Origin of the sequence: Metapseudomonas otitidis (assembly GCF_011397855.1) — a bacterium.
In the GTDB taxonomy this organism is placed as follows: domain Bacteria; phylum Pseudomonadota; class Gammaproteobacteria; order Pseudomonadales; family Pseudomonadaceae; genus Metapseudomonas; species Metapseudomonas otitidis.
In genome coordinates, this window is sequence record NZ_AP022642.1 from 5,795,640 (window position 1) to 5,811,679 (window position 16,040).

Below are 16,040 nucleotides of genomic sequence, written 5' to 3' on the forward strand. Positions count from 1 at the left end.
TTCAGGCCTCCAGGCGGTAGTCGGCGAAGCCCCGGCCTTCGGCGGCCAGACGCTGGATCAGGGCGGCGGGTTGCCAGTGCAGGCCGTGGCGGCCGGCGAGGTATTCCAGGCGCTCGCGCAGGGCCTCCAGGCCCTGACCGTCGGCCCAGCTCATGGGGCCGCCCTTGTCGGCAGGGAAGCCGTAGCCGTTGAGGTAGACGGTGTCGATGTCGGCGCTGGAGGCGGCGATGCCCTCTTCGAGGATCTTCGCGCCTTCGTTGACCAGGGCCAGCAGGCAGCGCTCGAGGATTTCCTCCTGGCCGATGGCCCGGCGCTGGAAGCCGAGCTGCTCGGAGACGGCCAGCACCAGGGCGTCCACTTCCGGGTCATGCTCGGCCTGGCGGCTGCCTTCGGCGTAGCGGTAGTAGCCCATGCGTGACTTCTGGCCGAAGCGGCCAAGGGCGCAGAGGCGGTTGTCCACCTGCACCGCCGGGTCATCCTGGCCCTTGCCGGACAGCTCGCGGGCGCGCCATTCGAGGTCGATGCCGACCACGTCGTACATGCGGAACGGGCCCATGGCGAAGCCGAAGGCCTGCAGGGCGGCGTCCACCTGGTGGGGGAAGGCACCTTCCAGCAGCATCATCCGCGCCTCGCGGACGTAGGTGTGGAGCATGCGGTTGCCGATGAAGCCGTCGCAGTTGCCGGCGACGACGCTGACCTTGCCCATGCGTTTGCCCAGGTCCAGGGCCGCGTCCAGCACCGGCTGGGCGGTCCTGGCGCCGCGCACGATCTCCAGCAGCTTCATGATGTGCGCCGGGCTGAAGAAGTGCAGGCCGAGGACCTGCTCGGGACGGGCGGTGACGGCGGCGATGGCATCGATGTCCAGTGCCGAGGTGTTGCTGGCGAGGATGGCCGAGGGCTTCAGCCGGGCGTCCAGCTCGCGGAAGATCTGCTGCTTGAGGTCGAGGTTCTCGTAGACCGCTTCGATCACCAGGTCCACCTCGGCCAGGTCGGCGTAGCCCTGCACCGGCTGGATGCGCGCGCGGCGGGCGGCGGCCTCGGCTTCGTCGATGCGGCCCTGGCGCACGTTGTGGGCGTAGGTGTCGGCCACCACGCCCAGTCCCTGCTCGAGCATCTGCGGGTTGCTGTCCAGCCAGCGCACGGGAATGCCGGCGCTGGCCAGGCTCATGACGATGCCGCGGCCCATGGTGCCGGCGCCGATCACGGCGGCGTGCTGGATGTCGTAGGGGGTGCGGGTCATTGCCTCGTCCTCTTGTTGTTCTGGGGGTGGGGAGCGTGAAAGCCGTGGAACACAGTAAGGAAGCCGGTACTATTTTTGAAATTTAGTCTTGTGATAGGCCGCATTCCCGTCGTGAATATTTCCAACTTCGACCTGAACCTGCTGCGGGTGCTCGATGCCCTGCTGCGCGAACGCAGCGTGTCCCGCGCGGCGGAACGCCTGGCGCTGAGCCAGCCGGCGGTGAGCAATGCCCTGAACCGCCTGCGGGAACTGCTCGGCGACCCGCTGCTGACCCGCGTGGGCCGTGGCATGCAGCCCACGGCACGGGCCCTGGCACTGGAGATGCCGATCCGCTCGGCGCTGCGCCAGATCGAGCAGAGCCTGGTGACCGGCGAGGGCTTCGACCCGGCGCGCAGCCAGCAGCGCTTCACCATCGCGGTGACCGACTACGTGGAGCTGATCGCCATGCCCCGGCTGCTGCAGCAGCTGGCCCTGGAGGCGCCGGGGCTGCGCATCGCCATCCGCCACCTGACCCCGAGCCTGCCGGCCGAGGCGCTGGACCAGGGCGAGCTGGACCTGGTGCTGGGGCGCTTCGAGCGCATTCCGGCGCGCTTCCGGGCACGGCGCTGGATGAGCGAGAGCCTGCGCCTCGTGGCCCGTCGCGATCACCCGCAGCTGCAACAGACGCCGGACCTGGCGACCTTCCTGAGGCTACGCCACCTGTGGGTGCATGGGGGCCAGACCAAAGGCATGGTGGACCAGTGGCTGGGGGAACAGGGCCTGGCGCGGGACATCGTCTACACCACGCCGAACTACCTGCAGGCGGCCCACATCGTGGCCGGCACCGACCTCACGGTGGTGCTGCCGGCGCGGCTGGCGGCGCACTTCGCGCGGTTGCTGCCGCTCGCGGTGCACCCCCTGCCCTTCGCCCTGGGGCCGTTCCACCTGGACCTGGTGAGCCTGGCCCAGCGCGACTCCGACGCGGCGCTGGGCTGGCTGGTGGAGCAGTTGATGGGGGTCGGCCAGGCCTGAACGGCCGGGCCGGGTGGGGTGCGGGTCAGGGCAGGATGGCGAAGACGCGGGCGGGGAAGCCGGTGCCACGGGCTATCTTCGGGAAGCTGACCACGGCCAGGGCGCCGGCCTCGGGCACCTGGTCGAGGTTGGCGAGCAGCTCGATCTGGTAGTGGTCCTTGCCGAGGATGTAGGACTCCAGGGAGTAGTCGTCCTTGCTGGTGGCGATGCCCGGGTCGGTGTCGGTGGTCTCGTGGCCGGAGGCGGTGATCTTGCGCGTCTCGTAGAGGTACACCAGGGCCTCCTTGCTCCAGCCGGGGTAGTGGGCCACGCCCTGGGCGTCGGCGTTCTGGATCTTCTCCTGGCTCGGCCAGCGCTTGGACCAGTCGCTGCGCAGGGCGACGAAGGCGCCTTCGGGCACCGGGCCGTGCTTGGCCTCCCAGGCCTTCACGTCGGCCAGGGTCAGCACGTAGTCGGGGTTCTTCGCCACCTGCTGGTGGATGTCCAGCACCACCAGGGGCAGCAACTGCTCCTTCACGTCGATCTGGTCGATGCTGCGCAGGCCCTTGTGGAAGTGCACGGGCGGGTCGACGTGGGTGCCCCATTGGCCGACGTGGGTGTAGAGGTCCACCTGGAAGCCGTCCTTGTCGACGGTGTAGAGGGTCTTGCGCTGGGCGTTGTCGAAGCCCTTCCAGTGCGGGACCTGTTCGTCGTAGGGGTGGGTCAGGTCGACCCAGGTCTTGCTCTTCAGCGTGGCGTAGGTGTCCCAGAGCCCGGGTTGGGCGGCCTGGGCCAGCAACGGCAGCAACAGGGGAAGGGTGAGGGCCAGACGGCCCAGACGGTGTTTCGACATGACCATGCTCCTGGGTGGTATGACGATACGGGCGGCTGCCTATACTGCGTTGCCTAATAACCTAAAAGGAGAAACACCATGTCTTCTAAGCACTTGATCGAATATGCAAATGCCTCGCCTGAAGTCCGTGCGGTCTACGACGACATCATGGCCACCCGCCAGGTGGACCAGGTGAACAACTTCTGGAAGGCCCTCGCCCGGCACCCGCAGACCCTGCGCCGTACCTGGGAAAGCCTGAAGGAGGTGATGGTGACGGACGGCGAGCTGGACCCGCTGTCCAGGGAGCTGATCTACATCGCGGTGAGCGTGACCAACAACTGCGGCTACTGCGTGGGCTCGCACACGGCGGCGGCGCGCAAGGCGGGCATGAGCGAGGCGATGTTCGGCGAGCTGCAGGCGGTGGTGGCGATGGCCAACGAGACCAACCGGCTGGCCATCGGCTACCGGGTGCCGCTGGACGCGGCGTTCGAGGAGTGACTCAGGCGATGCGCGGCGGGCGCTGCAGTTCGTACTGGTCATGGCCGTCGTCCCAGCCGGCCTCCCAGGCCGCTGCGAGGACGTCCGCCGCGTAGGGTTGCGGGTCGATGGGCTGGCCGGTGAGACCGGCCATGTAGCCCTGCTGGTAGGCCTTGTTCAGGTCTTCCAGGCTCCACAGCGGCGGAGCGGGCTCTTGATCGTGATCGGGCGGCGCCATGACGCAGGCTCGCAGAAGGGTTCAGGCACCATGCTAGCCGTCGGCTTTCCGGCATGGATGGCCACTTGTCCCACCTGGAGCCCCAGCTTGTCGGTTTTGTGACGCGGCGCTCGCTCCGTTTGCCTCAGTTGCTCAGCAGCCCGAGGATGCTGGCCTGGTAGGCGGCGACGAAGGTGTCGAAGTCCCCCTCGGGCTCGGCCTCCAGGCGTGCCTGCTCCTCCAGCGACGAGCGGGCCATGGCCTCGAAGCGCTCCACGTCGGCAGCGTCCAGCGGGCGCTCGCGGAACGCGCGGGCATGGGCCTCGCTCTGGCGCAGGGCGAACTGGCTGAAGCTCTCGCCCCGCTCGCGCAGCTCCGCCAGTACCTGGGCCGACGGCGTCAGGGACGGGTCCTCGACCTTGCGACGCTGTTCGGCCAGGGCCTGGGCGTGGGCCTCGCCGCCCTGGGCGCGGTCCAGCAGCGCGGCGGTCTGGGCGATGCGGTCCAGCAGTTCGCCGGCCCACTCCACCAGGCCGATCTCGCCGTCAGGGCGCTGCAGGCGCAGGCCCGGACGGCGGCCTTCCTTGACCACCCGCTGGAAGTTGTCGGTGCAGGCGCGGCACTCGTCGCCGGCCATCGGCGGGCTGTCGGCCAGGGCGCAGTAGAGCAGGAAGGCGTCGAGGAAGCGCGACTCGGTGAGGTCGATGCCCAGCGGCAGGAAGGGGTTGATGTCCAGGCAGCGCACTTCGACGTACTGCACGCCACGGGCCATCAGGGCCTGGATCGGGCGTTCGCCGGTGTAGGTGACGCGCTTGGGGCGGATCGAGGAGTAGTACTCGTTCTCGATCTGGATGACGTTGGTGTTCAGCTGCACCCACTCGCCGTTCTGCTTGGTGCCGATCTCGGCATAGGGCGGGTACGGCGTGGAAACGGCCTGGCGCAGGCTCGACAGGTAGCTGTCGAGGCTGTTGTAGCAGGGCGTCAGGCCGGCCTGGGCGTTGTTCTGGTAGCCCAGGTCGCTCATGCGCAGGCTGGTGGCCCAGGGCAGGTAGAGGGTGTCGGCGTCGAGGCGGTCGAGGTCGTGGGGACGGCCGCGCAGGAAGTTCTCGTCCAGCGCCGGGGCGGCACCGAACAGGTACATCAGCAGCCAGCTGTAGCGGCGGAAGTTGCGGATCATGGCGATGTAGCGCGCCGACTGGTAGTCGCGCTCGCTCTGGGTATCGCCCTCGGCCGCCTTGAGCAGCGGCCACAACGCCTCGGGCAGGGAGAAGTTGTAGTGGATGCCGGCGATGCACTGCATGGTCTTGCCATAGCGCACCGCCAGGCCACGCCGGTAGACGTACTTCAGCCGGCCGATGGGCGAGGTGCCGTAGTGGGCGATGGGGATGGCCTCCTCGCTCGGCAGGCGGCCGGGCATGGAGGCGCTCCACAGGTATTCGCCGTCCAGCTTCTGGTAGGTGAAGCGGTGGATGCGGTCGAGGTCATCGAGGGTGGCGGCGGGGTCGTGCTCGGTGGGGGTGATGAATTCGAGCAGCGACTCGGAGTAGTCGGTGGTGATCTGCCCGTGGGTCAGGGCCGAGCCCAGGGCCACCGGGTGGTCGGTCAGGGCCAGCTGGCCACGCGGGTCGACGCGCAGGCATTCACGCTCGATGCCGTGCAGGCACTGGGTCAGCAGGGACAGGTTGGCTCGCTCGCCAAGCAGCGCCAGGCGGCGGGAGAGAAGGTCGCTCAATTTGGAATCCTGTGGGTCCCAGTGGACAGTCGCCCCAATATGAGGGTGGACTGATCGGTCTACAAGGGGCGGACATGACTGCGTTGTCGCTTCGTCCAGAATAGAGCGTCGCCGTCCTGGCGCTTACAGCTGGGCGAAGGTGCCTTGTCCCTTGGCGACCAGCTTGTCGCCCTGGAGCACGTCGGCCTCGACCACCAGGGTGCGCGAGCCGGCGTGCAGCACGCGGGCCCGGCAGGTGATCTCGCCGTCGGCCACGGGGCGGATGTAGTTGATCTTGCATTCGATGGTGGCGCTGCGCCGGTCGAAGCCGTGGACGCTGGTGCAGGCCAGGCCCATGGCGATGTCCAGCAGGGTGAAGATCGCCCCGCCGTGCATCACCTGGCCCCGGTTGCGCAGGTGCTCGCCCATGGGCAGGCGGGCCTCGGCGACACCGTCGCCGAGGCTCACCGCTTCGATGCCGAGCAGCCGGCTGAAGGCGCTGGCGGTCTGCGGGTCATCGAGTGCCATGGCCTTACTTCTTCTTGATCTGCTTGGCGTTGGCGAACAGCGAGGCCATGGCGTTGTTCGCCGGGGCCGCCTGCTGCTGGCGCGGGGCACTGCGATCAGGGCGCTGGCCGCCCTGCGGACGACCGCCGCCGCGCGGGCCCTCGACCTTCTCGCCGGGGGTGTCGCTCATGCGCATGGACAGGCCGACGCGGTTGCGCGGGATGTCCACCTCCATGACCTTGACCTTGACGATGTCGCCGGCCTTGACCACCTCGTACGGGTCCTTGACGAACTTCTCCGACAGCGCGGAGATGTGCACCAGGCCGTCCTGGTGGACGCCGATGTCGACGAAGGCACCGAAGTTGGTGACGTTGGTCACCACGCCCTCCAGCACCATGCCGGGCTTGAGGTCCTTGAGGCTCTCGACGCCGTCCTGGAACTCGGCGGTCTTGAACTCGGGACGCGGGTCGCGGCCGGGCTTGTCCAGTTCCTTGAGGATGTCGGTGACGGTGGGCAGGCCGAAGGTCTCGTCGGTGAACTTGGCCGGGTCCAGGCGCTTGAGGAAGCCCGAGTCGCCGATCAGGGTGCGGATGTCGCGGCCGGTATCGGCGGCGATGCGCTGCACCAGCGGGTAGGTCTCCGGGTGCACGCCCGAAGCGTCCAGCGGGTTGTCGCCGTTCATCACGCGGAGGAAGCCGGCGGCCTGCTCGAAGGTCTTCTCGCCGAGGCGGCTGACCTTCTTCAGTTCGTCGCGGGTCTTGAACGCGCCGTTGGCGTCACGGTAGGTGACGATGTTCTGCGCCAGGGTGCTATTGAGGCCGGAGATGCGCGCCAGCAGGGCGGCGGAGGCGGTGTTCACGTCCACGCCGACGGCGTTCACGCAGTCCTCGACCACGGCGTCCAGGCTGCGCGCCAGCTGCAGCTGGGAGACGTCGTGCTGGTACTGGCCGACGCCGATGGATTTCGGGTCGATCTTCACCAGCTCGGCCAGCGGGTCCTGCAGGCGGCGGGCGATGGAGACGGCGCCACGCAGGGACACGTCCAGCTCGGGGAACTCCTTGGCCGCCAGTTCCGAGGCGGAGTACACCGAGGCGCCGGCCTCGCTGACCATGATCTTGGTGAGCTTCAGGCCCGGCAGCTTGCGCACCAGCTCGCCGGCCAGCTTGTCGGTCTCGCGGCTGGCGGTGCCGTTGCCGATGGCGATCAGCTCGACGCCGTGCTTGGCGCAGAGCTTGCCGAGGGTGGCCAGGGTCTCGTCCCACTTGTTGTGGGGCACGTGGGGGTAGACGGTGGCGGTGTCCAGCAGCTTGCCGGTGGCATCCACCACGGCCACCTTGCAGCCGGTGCGCAGGCCCGGGTCCAGGCCCAGGGTGCAGCGCGGGCCGGCCGGGGCGGCCAGCAGCAGGTCATGCAGGTTGCGGGCGAAGACGTTGATCGCCTCGGTCTCGGCGGCTTCGCGCAGCTCGCCCAGCAGGTCGGTCTCCAGGTGGGTGTAGAGCTTGACCTTCCAGGTCCAGCGCACCACCTCGCCCAGCCACTTGTCGGCGGCGCGGCCCTGGTCCTTCACGCCGAAGCGCTCGCCGATCATCACCTCGCAGGGGTGCATGGTGCCCGGCAGCTCCTCGCCCACCTTCAGGGCGATGCTCAGCACGCCCTCGTTGCGCCCGCGGAAGATCGCCAGGGCACGGTGGGACGGCACGCCCTTGAGGGCTTCGTCGTGCTCGAAGTAGTCGCTGAACTTGGCGCCTTCCTGCTCCTTGCCGGCCACCAGGCGGGCGGACAGGGTGGCGTTGTCCTTGAGGTAGCTGCGCAGGCTGGCCAGCAGGGTGGCGTCCTCGGCGAAACGCTCCATGAGGATGTACTTGGCGCCTTCCAGCACGGCCTTGGTGTCGGCGAAGCCCTTCTCGGCATCGATGAAGCGCGCGGCCTCGGCCTCCGGGGCCAGGCTCGGGTCGGCGAACAGCGCATCGGCCAGCTCGCCCAGGCCGGCTTCCAGGGCGATCTGGCCCTTGGTGCGGCGCTTCTGCTTGTAGGGGAGGTAGAGGTCTTCGAGGCGGGTCTTGGTGTCGGCCAGCTTGATCTCGCGGGCCAGTTCCGGCGTCAGCTTGCCCTGCTCCTCGATGCTGGCGAGGATCGCGCCACGGCGGTCCTCCATCTCGCGCAGGTAGCGCAGGCGCTCTTCCAGGGTGCGCAGCTGGGTGTCGTCCAGGCTGCCGGTGACTTCCTTCCGGTAACGGGCGATGAAGGGCACGGTGGAGCCCTCGTCGAGCAGGGCAACGGCGGCGGCGACTTGCTGCGGGCGTACACCCAGCTCTTCAGCGATACGGTTGTTGATGCTGTCCATTGAGAAAAAACACACCTGTAAGCAACGGAAGAACCGGCCGGCAAGGCCCGGCCGGGCAAAAGAGCGGCGCATTATAAACACCGGCCCGCGCCGGCCAGGGAACCGTTGGGGGAAAAATCTGCTAACAATGGACGGGCCGCCGCACCGGTGGCCTGAGCGATAATGCCGCGCCGAAGAATCTGGAGTGACCATGAGCAGCATCCCCAACGCCGAGGGTGAAAAGATCCTGATCGTCGACGACGACGCGCGCCTGCGCCGTCTGCTCGAACGCTTCTTCGAGGAACAGGGCTACCGCGTGCGCGCGGTGGAAAACGTCGAGCAGATGGACCGCCTGCTGGCCCGCGAGCTCTTCCACCTGCTGGTGCTGGACCTGATGCTGCCCGGCGAGGATGGCCTCTCCGCCTGCCGCCGCCTGCGCGCCTCGAACAACCAGGTGCCGATCATCATGCTCACCGCCAAGGGCGACGAATCCAGCCGCATCCAGGGCCTGGAGCTGGGCGCCGACGACTACCTGGCCAAGCCCTTCAACCCGCGCGAGCTGCTGGCCCGGGTCAAGGCCGTGCTGCGCCGCCAGGCGCCCCAGGTGCCGGGCGCGCCGTCCAGCGAGGACGAGGTGGTCAGCTTTGGCGAGTACGAGCTGTCCCTGGCCACCCGCGAGCTCAAGCGCGGCGATGACGTGCACATGCTCACCACTGGCGAATTCGCCGTGCTCAAGGCCCTGGTCCAGCACGCCCGCGAACCGCTGACCCGCGACAAGCTGATGAACCTGGCCCGTGGCCGCGAGTGGGACGCCCTGGAGCGCTCCATCGACGTGCAGATCTCGCGCCTGCGCCGGCTGATCGAACCCGACCCGTCCAAGCCGCGCTACATCCAGACCGTCTGGGGCGTCGGCTACGTCTTCGTGCCGGACGGCAACAAGTGAACCTTCCCGCCGCGCGCCCTCCGCGCGGCACGTCCGCCCCCGGCACCCGCCCGCCCATGAAAGCGCCCTACTGGTTCCCGCAGAGCTTCTTCTCCCGCACCCTCTGGCTGGTGCTCATCGTCGTGCTGTTCTCCAAGGCGCTGACCCTGGTGTACCTGATGATGAACGAGGACGTGCTGGTGGACCGCCAGTACAGCCACGGCGCGGCGCTGACCCTGCGCGCCTACTGGGCCGCCAGCGAGGGCGAGCGCGACCAGCTGGCCCGCGCCGCCGGCCTGGCCCGGGTGAGCCAGGAGGATGTGCCACAGACGGAACAGCACTGGCCCTACAGCGAGATCTTCGAACGGCAGATGCAGACCGAACTGGGCCCGCAGACCGAAGTCCGCCTGCGCGCCAAGAGCCCGCCGGCGCTCTGGGTCCATGCTCCCAGCCTCGGCCCGGACTGGGTGCGCATCCCGCTCTACCCGCACCCGCTGCGCGGCCAGCGCATCTGGAGCGTGCTCGGCTGGTTCCTCGGCATCGGCCTGCTGTCCACCGCCGCCGCCTGGATCTTCGTGCGCCAGCTCAACGCCCCGCTCAAGCGCCTGGTGTTCGCCGCCCGCCACCTCGGCCAGGGCCGCAGCGTGCGCCTGCCGGTGAGCGACACACCCAGCGAGATGACCGAGGTGTACCGCGCCTTCAACCAGATGGCCGAAGACGTCGAGCAGGCCGCCCGCGAGCGCGAGCTGATGCTGGCCGGCGTCTCCCATGACCTGCGCACGCCGCTGACCCGCCTGCGGCTGTCCCTGGAGCTGATGAGCGCCGACTCGGAGCTGACCGAGGACATGGTCCGCGACATCGAGGACATGGACGCCATCCTCGACCAGTTCCTCGCCTTCATCCGCGATGGCCGCGACGAACGCGTGGAGGAAATGGACCTGGGCGAACTGGTGCGCGAAGTGGTGGCGCCCTACAACCAGCAGGAGGAACAGGTGCGCCTGTGCCTGGAGCCGGTGCCGCCGGTTCCGCTGCGCCGGGTGTCGATGAAGCGCCTGCTCGCCAACCTCATCGAGAACGCCCTGCGCTACGGCAACAACGGTGTGGAAGTGGCGGCCTACGTGGCCGGCGACCACGCCGCGCCCTACGTGGTGTTGAGCGTGCTGGACCGCGGCCAGGGCATCGACCCGGCCGAGCTGGGCGACATCTTCAACCCCTTCATTCGTGGCGACCGCGCCCGGGGCGGCAAGGGCACCGGCCTGGGGCTGGCCATCGTCAAGCGCATCGCCGCCCAGCACGGCGGCAGCGTCGAGCTGCGCAACCGCTCCGGCGGCGGCCTGGAAGCCCGCGTCTGCCTGCCCCTGGGGCTGCTGCTGCCGCGCGACGCGGCCTGAGTCCATCCCACCTGCAAGCCCCGGGTCGCCTGGCCGGCCCGGGGCCCGCCTGCCTTCTGTCGACGCGCCGCAAAGGCGCTCATTTCGATAGTGTCACTTTGCCCTGATCCACGTACTCTAGGCGCCCTGAACCCTGCCCAGCCCTGCGTCGACAAGAGGCCCCCATGCCCGACGCCCACGCCCTTGCGCCCCGATGGACCTGGTGGGTGCCCTTGCCCCTGCTGCACCTGGCCACCTGGATGTCGCTGGGCACCCAGATTTCGGGCGGTGTCGCGCTCTGGTACCTGCCATTCGCCCTCGGCCTGGTGCTGACCCTCTGGTGGGGCCCCCGGGTACTGGCCAGCGTCTACCTCAACGCCGTCGCGAGCATCCCGCTGTGGGGGCTGGACTGGCACCTGGCACCGTTTTACGCCCTGCCCGAAACCCTCTCCATCGGCGTCGCCTGGCTGCTGTTGCGCCGGCACCAGGCCGAAGCCGGCCTGCCGGACTTCGCCAGCCTGCTGCGCTTCATGCTGCTGGGCGTGCTGGTGCCGGTGACCCTGGTCAGCCTCGGCGTCCAGGCCAGCCTGCTGGCCACCGGCGTCATCACCCGCCAGGCCTGGCTGCTGGCCAGCCTGCAGATGTGGCTGGGCGACAGCCTCACCACCCTGGTATTGAGCCTGCCGCTGCTGGTCTACGGCACCCCCTGGCTGCGCCGCAACGGCTGGGCGCTCGGCGTCTACGAGCCGCTGCCGGAGGCCATCCGCCGCCTGCCACCCTGGCCCGTCCTGCTGCTGCCGGCGGTGGCATTGCCACTGCTGATGGCGGTGATGCCGCTGCCCATGACCCTGCCGGTGATCGGCCTGGCGATCCTCGGCCTGGCCCTCGGCTGGGGCTTCAGCGGCGCACTCTGGGGCGCGGTGGTCACCACCATCAGCGTGCTGGCGCTGCCGGCCCTGCGCGAGCTCGGCGACGCCAGCCAGTGGCTGGAGACGCGGCGCATCGAGCTGCAGTTCAGCGTGTTGCTGCTGATGGTCTCCGCCCTGCTGGTGGGGCGCAGCCTCAGCGACCTGCGCCTGAACCTGCGGCGCCGCGCCGAGATGCAGCGCGAGCTGGCCATGACCAACCTGGCCATGGAGGCGACTCCGCTGGGCGTCACCATCGCCGACGCCCGTGACCCCGACTTCCCGCTGATCTACTGCAACAGCGCCTTCGAGCGCATCACCGGCTACCGCCGCGAGGACGCCCTCGGTCGCAACTGCCGCTTCCTCGTCGGGCACGACCGCAACCAGCCCGCCCTGCGGCACCTGCGCGCCGCCATCGAAAAAGGCGAGCCGACCCAGGTGATCCTGCGCAACTACCGCAGGGACGGCAGCCTGTTCTGGAACGAGGTGACCCTGGCGCCGATGCGCGACGGCGAGGGCATCAGCCACTTCGTCGCCCTGCAGCACGACGTCAGCACCCGCGAGCTGCTGTCCGAAGAGCTGGCCATGCGCCGCGAGGAACTGCTGCGCCAGACCCACCTGCTGAGCCAGACCGAAGCCATCGCCGACCTCGGCGGCTGGGTGCTGCAGCTGCCGGCACGCACGCTGTTCTGGAGCGAGGGCACCTTCCGCATCTTCGACCTCGACCCCGCCGACGGCGCCCCCAGCTTCGAACGGGTGCTGGAGTTCTTCGACGCCGCCAGCCGCCAGCAGGCCGAAGCCACCCTGCAGCGGGTGCAGGAGACCGGCACCCCCTTCGACCTGGAGCTGCGCATCACCAGCGCCAAGGGCATCCCGCGCACCCTGCGCTTCAAGGGCCTGGCCGAGAGCGACGGCGACCAGGTGATGCGCATCTACGGTGCGGTGCAGGACCTCACCGAGCAGAAACGCACCGAACGCCGCCAGCGCGAGCGCGACGAGCACCTGCACCTGTTCTTCGAAGCCCCGCTGATGGGCATGGCCCTGTGCTCGCCGGAACAGGGCTGGCAGGAAGTGAACTTCAAGCTGTGCAGCATCCTCGGGCGCTCCCGCGAGCAGCTGCAGGGCCACGACTGGATGAGCATCACCCACCCGGACGACCGCCCCCAGGAAAGCGAGCTGCTGGTGGAGCTGCGCCAGGGCCTGCGCGACGGCTACGAACTGGACAAGCGCTTCCTGCGCCCGGACGGCAGCGCGGTGGACACCCGCGTCAACGTCCGTGGCGTGCGCGACGCCGAGGGCCGGCTGTACGCCCTGCTGATCCTGGTGGAAGACGTCAGCGCCCGGCGCGAGGCCGAGGACCGCTACCGCGTGCTGGTGGAACACGCCCCCGAGGCCATCCTGGTGTTCGACCTGGAACGCGGCATCACCGATGCCAACGAGAACGCCGCACGGCTCTACGGCCTGCCCCGCGAGCAGCTGCTCGGGCGCATGCCCGACAGCTTCAGCCCGCCCTACCAGGCCGACGGGCGCAGCTCCCAGGAGGTCGGCCGCGCCCACGCCCGCGCCGCCCTGGCCGGCGAAACGCCGCTTTTCGAGTGGCTGATGCGCGACTTCGCCGGGCGCGTGCGCCCCTGCGAGGTGCGTCTGGTGCGCCTGCCGGGCCGCGACCGGCAACTGATCCGCCTGAGCATCACCGACATTTCCGAGCGCCAGCGCTACCAGCGCGAGATCGAGCGCCTGGCCTACAGCGACGAACTCACCGGCCTGCCCAACCGCCGCCTGCTGCTGGACCGCCTGCAGCACGCCATGGCCCGCGAGGTCCGCGACAGCCGCTTCGGTGCGTTGCTGTTCATCGACCTGGACCACTTCAAGACCGTCAACGACAGCCTCGGCCACCCGGTGGGCGACGCCCTGCTGCGGGAAGTCACCGCGCGCCTGGCCGGCTGCCTGCGTGCCGAGGACACCCTGGCGCGGCTGGGCGGCGACGAGTTCGTGGTGCTGCTGGAGGCCCTGGCACCGGAGGCCGACGGCGCGGCCGACCACGCCGCCGAAGTGGGCGCCAAGCTGCTGCAGAGCCTGCGCGGCAGCTACCGCGTGGGCGAGCATGAGCTGGCGGTCAGCGCCAGCATCGGCATCGCCCTGCATCCCTTCGACGGCCAGGGCGCCGCCGACGTGCTCAAGCAGGCCGACACCGCCATGTACCGGGCCAAGCAGGGCGGGCGCAATGCGCTGCACTTCTTCGCCCCGGCCATGCAGGCCGCCATCGACCAGCGCCTGCAACTGCAGAGCGACCTGCGCCAGGCCCTGGCGCGGGGCCAGCTGTTCCTGGAATTCCAGCCGCAGCTGGAACTGGCCGGCGGCCAGGTGGTGGGCGCCGAGGCGCTGCTGCGCTGGCGCACGCCCAGCCGCGGCGTGGTGTCACCGGCGCAGTTCATCCCCCTGGCGGAAGAGACCGGTCTGATCCTCGAACTGGGCAGCTGGGTGCTGGACCAGGCCTGCGCCAACCTCGCCCAGTGGCTGCCGCACCGGCCCGCCCTAGTGCTGGCGATCAACATCAGCCCTCGCGACCTGCGCCAGCCGGACTTCGTCGAGCGGGTCCGCGCCTGCCTGCAGCGCCACGGCGTACCGGCCCATGCGCTGGAGCTGGAGATCACCGAGGGCAGCCTGATGGAAGACGTGGAACGCTGCATTGCCACCATGCTGGAGCTGAAGCAACTGGGGGTGCGCTTCGCCATCGACGACTTCGGCACCGGCTACTCCTCGCTGATCTACCTCAAGCGCCTGCCGCTGGACCGGCTGAAGATCGACCGCAGCTTCGTCGAGGGGCTGGAGCAAGAGGGCAGCGACGCGGCACTGGTGGAGACCATCCTCGCCATCGGCCGCAACCTGGGCCTGGAATGCGTCGCCGAAGGCATCGAGGCGGACGCCCAGTACCAGTCCCTGCGCCGGCTGGGCTGTGCCCTGGGCCAGGGCTTCCACATCAGCGAGCCGCTGGACGGGCCGGCCTTCCTGGCCTGGCTGCAGCGCCGCGAGCGCGCCCTGGCCGACTCGGCCTGAGGGGCGGCTGGACGGGCCTCAGCCCTTGCCCTTGGTGCGAGTGAGGTTGGGGCCGGCGTGCTTTTCCAGGTGCTCGATGATGATGCCGGCGACGTCCTTGCCGGTGGTGGTCTCGATGCCCTCCAGGCCCGGCGAGGAGTTCACCTCCATCACCAGCGGGCCGTGGTTGGAGCGCAGGATGTCCACCCCGGCCACCGACAGGCCCATGACCTTGGCCGCACGGATCGCGGTCATGCGTTCCTCGGGGGTGATCTTGATCAGGCTGGCGGTGCCGCCCCGGTGCAGGTTGGAGCGGAACTCGCCGGGCTTGGCCTGGCGCATCATCGCGGCGATCACCTTGTCGCCCACCACGAAGCAGCGGATGTCGGCGCCGCCGGCTTCGCGGATGTACTCCTGCACCATGATGTTCTGCTTCAACCCCATGAAGGCCTCGATCACCGACTCGGCGGCCTTCTCCGTCTCGCACAGCACCACGCCGATGCCCTGGGTGCCTTCCAGCACCTTGATCACCAGGGGGGCGCCGTTGACCATGCGGATCAGGTCGGGGATGTCGTCCGGCGAGTGGGCGAAGCCGGTCACCGGCAGGCCGATGCCCTTGCGCGAGAGCAGTTGCAGGGAGCGCAGCTTGTCCCGCGAGCGGGAGATGGCGACGGACTCGTTGAGCGGGTAGACCCCCATCATCTCGAACTGGCGCAGCACCGCGCAGCCGTAGAAGGTGACCGAGGCGCCGATGCGCGGGATCACCGCGTCGAAGCCCTCCAGGGCACGGCCGCGGTAGTGGATCTGCGGCTTGTGGCTGGCGATGTTCATGTAGGCCCGCAGGGTGTCGATGACCACCATCTCGTGACCGCGCTGCTGGCCGGCCTCCACCAGACGACGGGTCGAATACAGACGCGGGTTGCGCGACAGCACGGCAATCTTCATTGGGCACCTGGGAGGGAATCGAACGCCGGCAGGGTCGGCTTGTCCTGTACGTAGCTGAGGGCGGGGTTGACCACCAGTTGCCCGTCCACCAGGGCCTTGGAGCCGATGAGCACGCGGTAGCGCATGGCCTTGCGGCAAGCCAGGGTGAACTCGATGGGCCAGGCGCGATCGCCCAGCACCACGGTGGTGCTGATGACGTAGCGGCTCTGGGCCTGGCCGTTGGAACTCTTGATCGTGCGCACCGAGACCAGCCGCGCCTCGCAGCGGTGGCGCCGCTGCACCAGGGTGCCCAGGTGCGCGGTGAAGCGCACCCAGCGCTCGCCATCGCGCTCGAAGGGCACGATGTCGCTGGCATGCAGGCTGGAGGTGCTCGCCCCGGTGTCGACCTTCGCTCGCAGACCGACCATGCCGAGCTCCGGCAGGGCGATCCATTCACGCAGGCCGACCACGGAGAGGTGATCGAAGGTCTTCACGGCGGGGATTCCGGTAGAGTTGCCGGCATTCTAGATGGGCCGTGTGACAACTGCATCCGCCACCGGCCGACGATGTGCGGGCGCCCGCAGGG

Annotated in this window: 13 protein-coding genes; 5 read left to right on the forward strand and 8 right to left on the reverse strand. The window is 69.2% G+C overall.

From position 1 onward, the window contains the following. Window position 1 precedes the first annotated feature (1 nt). Window positions 2-1,240 (reverse strand): 3-hydroxyacyl-CoA dehydrogenase, encoded by a 1,239-nt coding sequence (locus tag PotMrB4_RS26820; RefSeq protein ID WP_107331302.1) that lies wholly within the window; start codon window positions 1,238-1,240, stop codon window positions 2-4. Between the two features lie 111 nt (window positions 1,241-1,351). Here PotMrB4_RS26820 and PotMrB4_RS26825 point away from each other — a divergent pair, with 111 nt between their 5' ends. After that, window positions 1,352-2,251, forward strand: coding sequence for a LysR family transcriptional regulator (locus PotMrB4_RS26825; RefSeq protein WP_172434909.1), 900 nt, complete (start codon window positions 1,352-1,354; stop codon window positions 2,249-2,251). Window positions 2,252-2,276: 25 nt separating this feature from the next. Here the strand turns inward: PotMrB4_RS26825 and PotMrB4_RS26830 are convergent, their stop codons facing one another. Then, complete coding sequence (locus PotMrB4_RS26830; protein WP_197939501.1) at window positions 2,277-3,083, reverse strand: cyclase family protein; 807 nt, start codon at window positions 3,081-3,083, stop codon at window positions 2,277-2,279. Window positions 3,084-3,161: 78 nt separating this feature from the next. Between PotMrB4_RS26830 and PotMrB4_RS26835 the strand changes: the two genes are divergently transcribed. After that, the gene (locus tag PotMrB4_RS26835) at window positions 3,162-3,560 is read left to right on the forward strand and encodes a carboxymuconolactone decarboxylase family protein (protein ID WP_172434911.1); all 399 of its coding nucleotides are present in this window, start codon (window positions 3,162-3,164) and stop codon (window positions 3,558-3,560) included. Between the two features lies 1 nt (window position 3,561). Here the strand turns inward: PotMrB4_RS26835 and rmf are convergent, their stop codons facing one another. The 4 genes from rmf to PotMrB4_RS26855 form a co-directional block, all read right to left on the reverse strand. Further along, window positions 3,562-3,777 carry a ribosome modulation factor gene (gene rmf / locus PotMrB4_RS26840; protein WP_044405314.1) on the reverse strand — a complete coding sequence of 72 codons (216 nt, stop codon included), beginning with the start codon at window positions 3,775-3,777 and terminating at the stop codon, window positions 3,562-3,564. 124 nt (window positions 3,778-3,901) lie between these two features. Beyond that, complete coding sequence (gene gshA, locus PotMrB4_RS26845) at window positions 3,902-5,488, reverse strand: glutamate--cysteine ligase (RefSeq protein ID WP_044405312.1); 1,587 nt, start codon at window positions 5,486-5,488, stop codon at window positions 3,902-3,904. A 123-nt stretch (window positions 5,489-5,611) separates the two neighbouring features. Further along, window positions 5,612-5,995 carry a PaaI family thioesterase gene (locus PotMrB4_RS26850; protein ID WP_044405311.1) on the reverse strand — a complete coding sequence of 128 codons (384 nt, stop codon included), beginning with the start codon at window positions 5,993-5,995 and terminating at the stop codon, window positions 5,612-5,614. Between the two features lie 4 nt (window positions 5,996-5,999). Next, a complete protein-coding gene (locus PotMrB4_RS26855; protein WP_172434912.1) occupies window positions 6,000-8,318 on the reverse strand; it encodes a Tex family protein in 2,319 nt (772 codons plus the stop codon). 190 nt (window positions 8,319-8,508) lie between these two features. On the opposite strand from PotMrB4_RS26855, the gene ompR reads away from it, so the two are divergent. From ompR to PotMrB4_RS26870, 3 genes are all read left to right on the forward strand, one after another. Continuing rightward, window positions 8,509-9,240, forward strand: coding sequence for an osmolarity response regulator transcription factor OmpR (gene ompR / locus PotMrB4_RS26860; RefSeq protein ID WP_044405307.1), 732 nt, complete (start codon window positions 8,509-8,511; stop codon window positions 9,238-9,240). A 56-nt stretch (window positions 9,241-9,296) separates the two neighbouring features. Further along, a complete protein-coding gene (locus PotMrB4_RS26865; protein WP_044405305.1) occupies window positions 9,297-10,610 on the forward strand; it encodes an ATP-binding protein in 1,314 nt (437 codons plus the stop codon). A 164-nt stretch (window positions 10,611-10,774) separates the two neighbouring features. Then, window positions 10,775-14,551, forward strand: coding sequence for a bifunctional diguanylate cyclase/phosphodiesterase (locus PotMrB4_RS26870; RefSeq protein WP_172434913.1), 3,777 nt, complete (start codon window positions 10,775-10,777; stop codon window positions 14,549-14,551). Window positions 14,552-14,569: 18 nt separating this feature from the next. Here the strand turns inward: PotMrB4_RS26870 and rimK are convergent, their stop codons facing one another. Continuing rightward, a complete protein-coding gene (gene rimK, locus PotMrB4_RS26875) occupies window positions 14,570-15,475 on the reverse strand; it encodes a 30S ribosomal protein S6--L-glutamate ligase (RefSeq protein ID WP_044405301.1) in 906 nt (301 codons plus the stop codon). Next, window positions 15,472-15,948: a retropepsin-like aspartic endopeptidase RimB gene (gene rimB, locus PotMrB4_RS26880; RefSeq protein WP_044405299.1), complete on the reverse strand. Its 477-nt coding sequence runs from the start codon at window positions 15,946-15,948 to the stop codon at window positions 15,472-15,474. Before rimB ends, rimK begins: the two co-directional genes overlap by 4 nt. Window positions 15,949-16,040 lie beyond the last annotated feature (92 nt).

Bases quoted from the DNA above. Each gene is read 5' to 3' on its own strand.
- PotMrB4_RS26870 (WP_172434913.1), top strand. From the start codon at position 10,775: ATGCCCGACGCCCACGCCCTTGCGCCCCGATGGACCTGGTGGGTGCCC.
- rmf (WP_044405314.1), bottom strand. From the start codon at position 3,777: ATGGCGCCGCCCGATCACGATCAAGAGCCCGCTCCGCCGCTGTGGAGC.
- rimK (WP_044405301.1), bottom strand. From the start codon at position 15,475: ATGAAGATTGCCGTGCTGTCGCGCAACCCGCGTCTGTATTCGACCCGT.
- PotMrB4_RS26830 (WP_197939501.1), bottom strand. From the start codon at position 3,083: ATGTCGAAACACCGTCTGGGCCGTCTGGCCCTCACCCTTCCCCTGTTG.
- PotMrB4_RS26865 (WP_044405305.1), top strand. From the start codon at position 9,297: ATGAAAGCGCCCTACTGGTTCCCGCAGAGCTTCTTCTCCCGCACCCTC.
- PotMrB4_RS26855 (WP_172434912.1), bottom strand. From the start codon at position 8,318: ATGGACAGCATCAACAACCGTATCGCTGAAGAGCTGGGTGTACGCCCG.
- PotMrB4_RS26820 (WP_107331302.1), bottom strand. From the start codon at position 1,240: ATGACCCGCACCCCCTACGACATCCAGCACGCCGCCGTGATCGGCGCC.
- ompR (WP_044405307.1), top strand. From the start codon at position 8,509: ATGAGCAGCATCCCCAACGCCGAGGGTGAAAAGATCCTGATCGTCGAC.
- PotMrB4_RS26835 (WP_172434911.1), top strand. From the start codon at position 3,162: ATGTCTTCTAAGCACTTGATCGAATATGCAAATGCCTCGCCTGAAGTC.
- PotMrB4_RS26850 (WP_044405311.1), bottom strand. From the start codon at position 5,995: ATGGCACTCGATGACCCGCAGACCGCCAGCGCCTTCAGCCGGCTGCTC.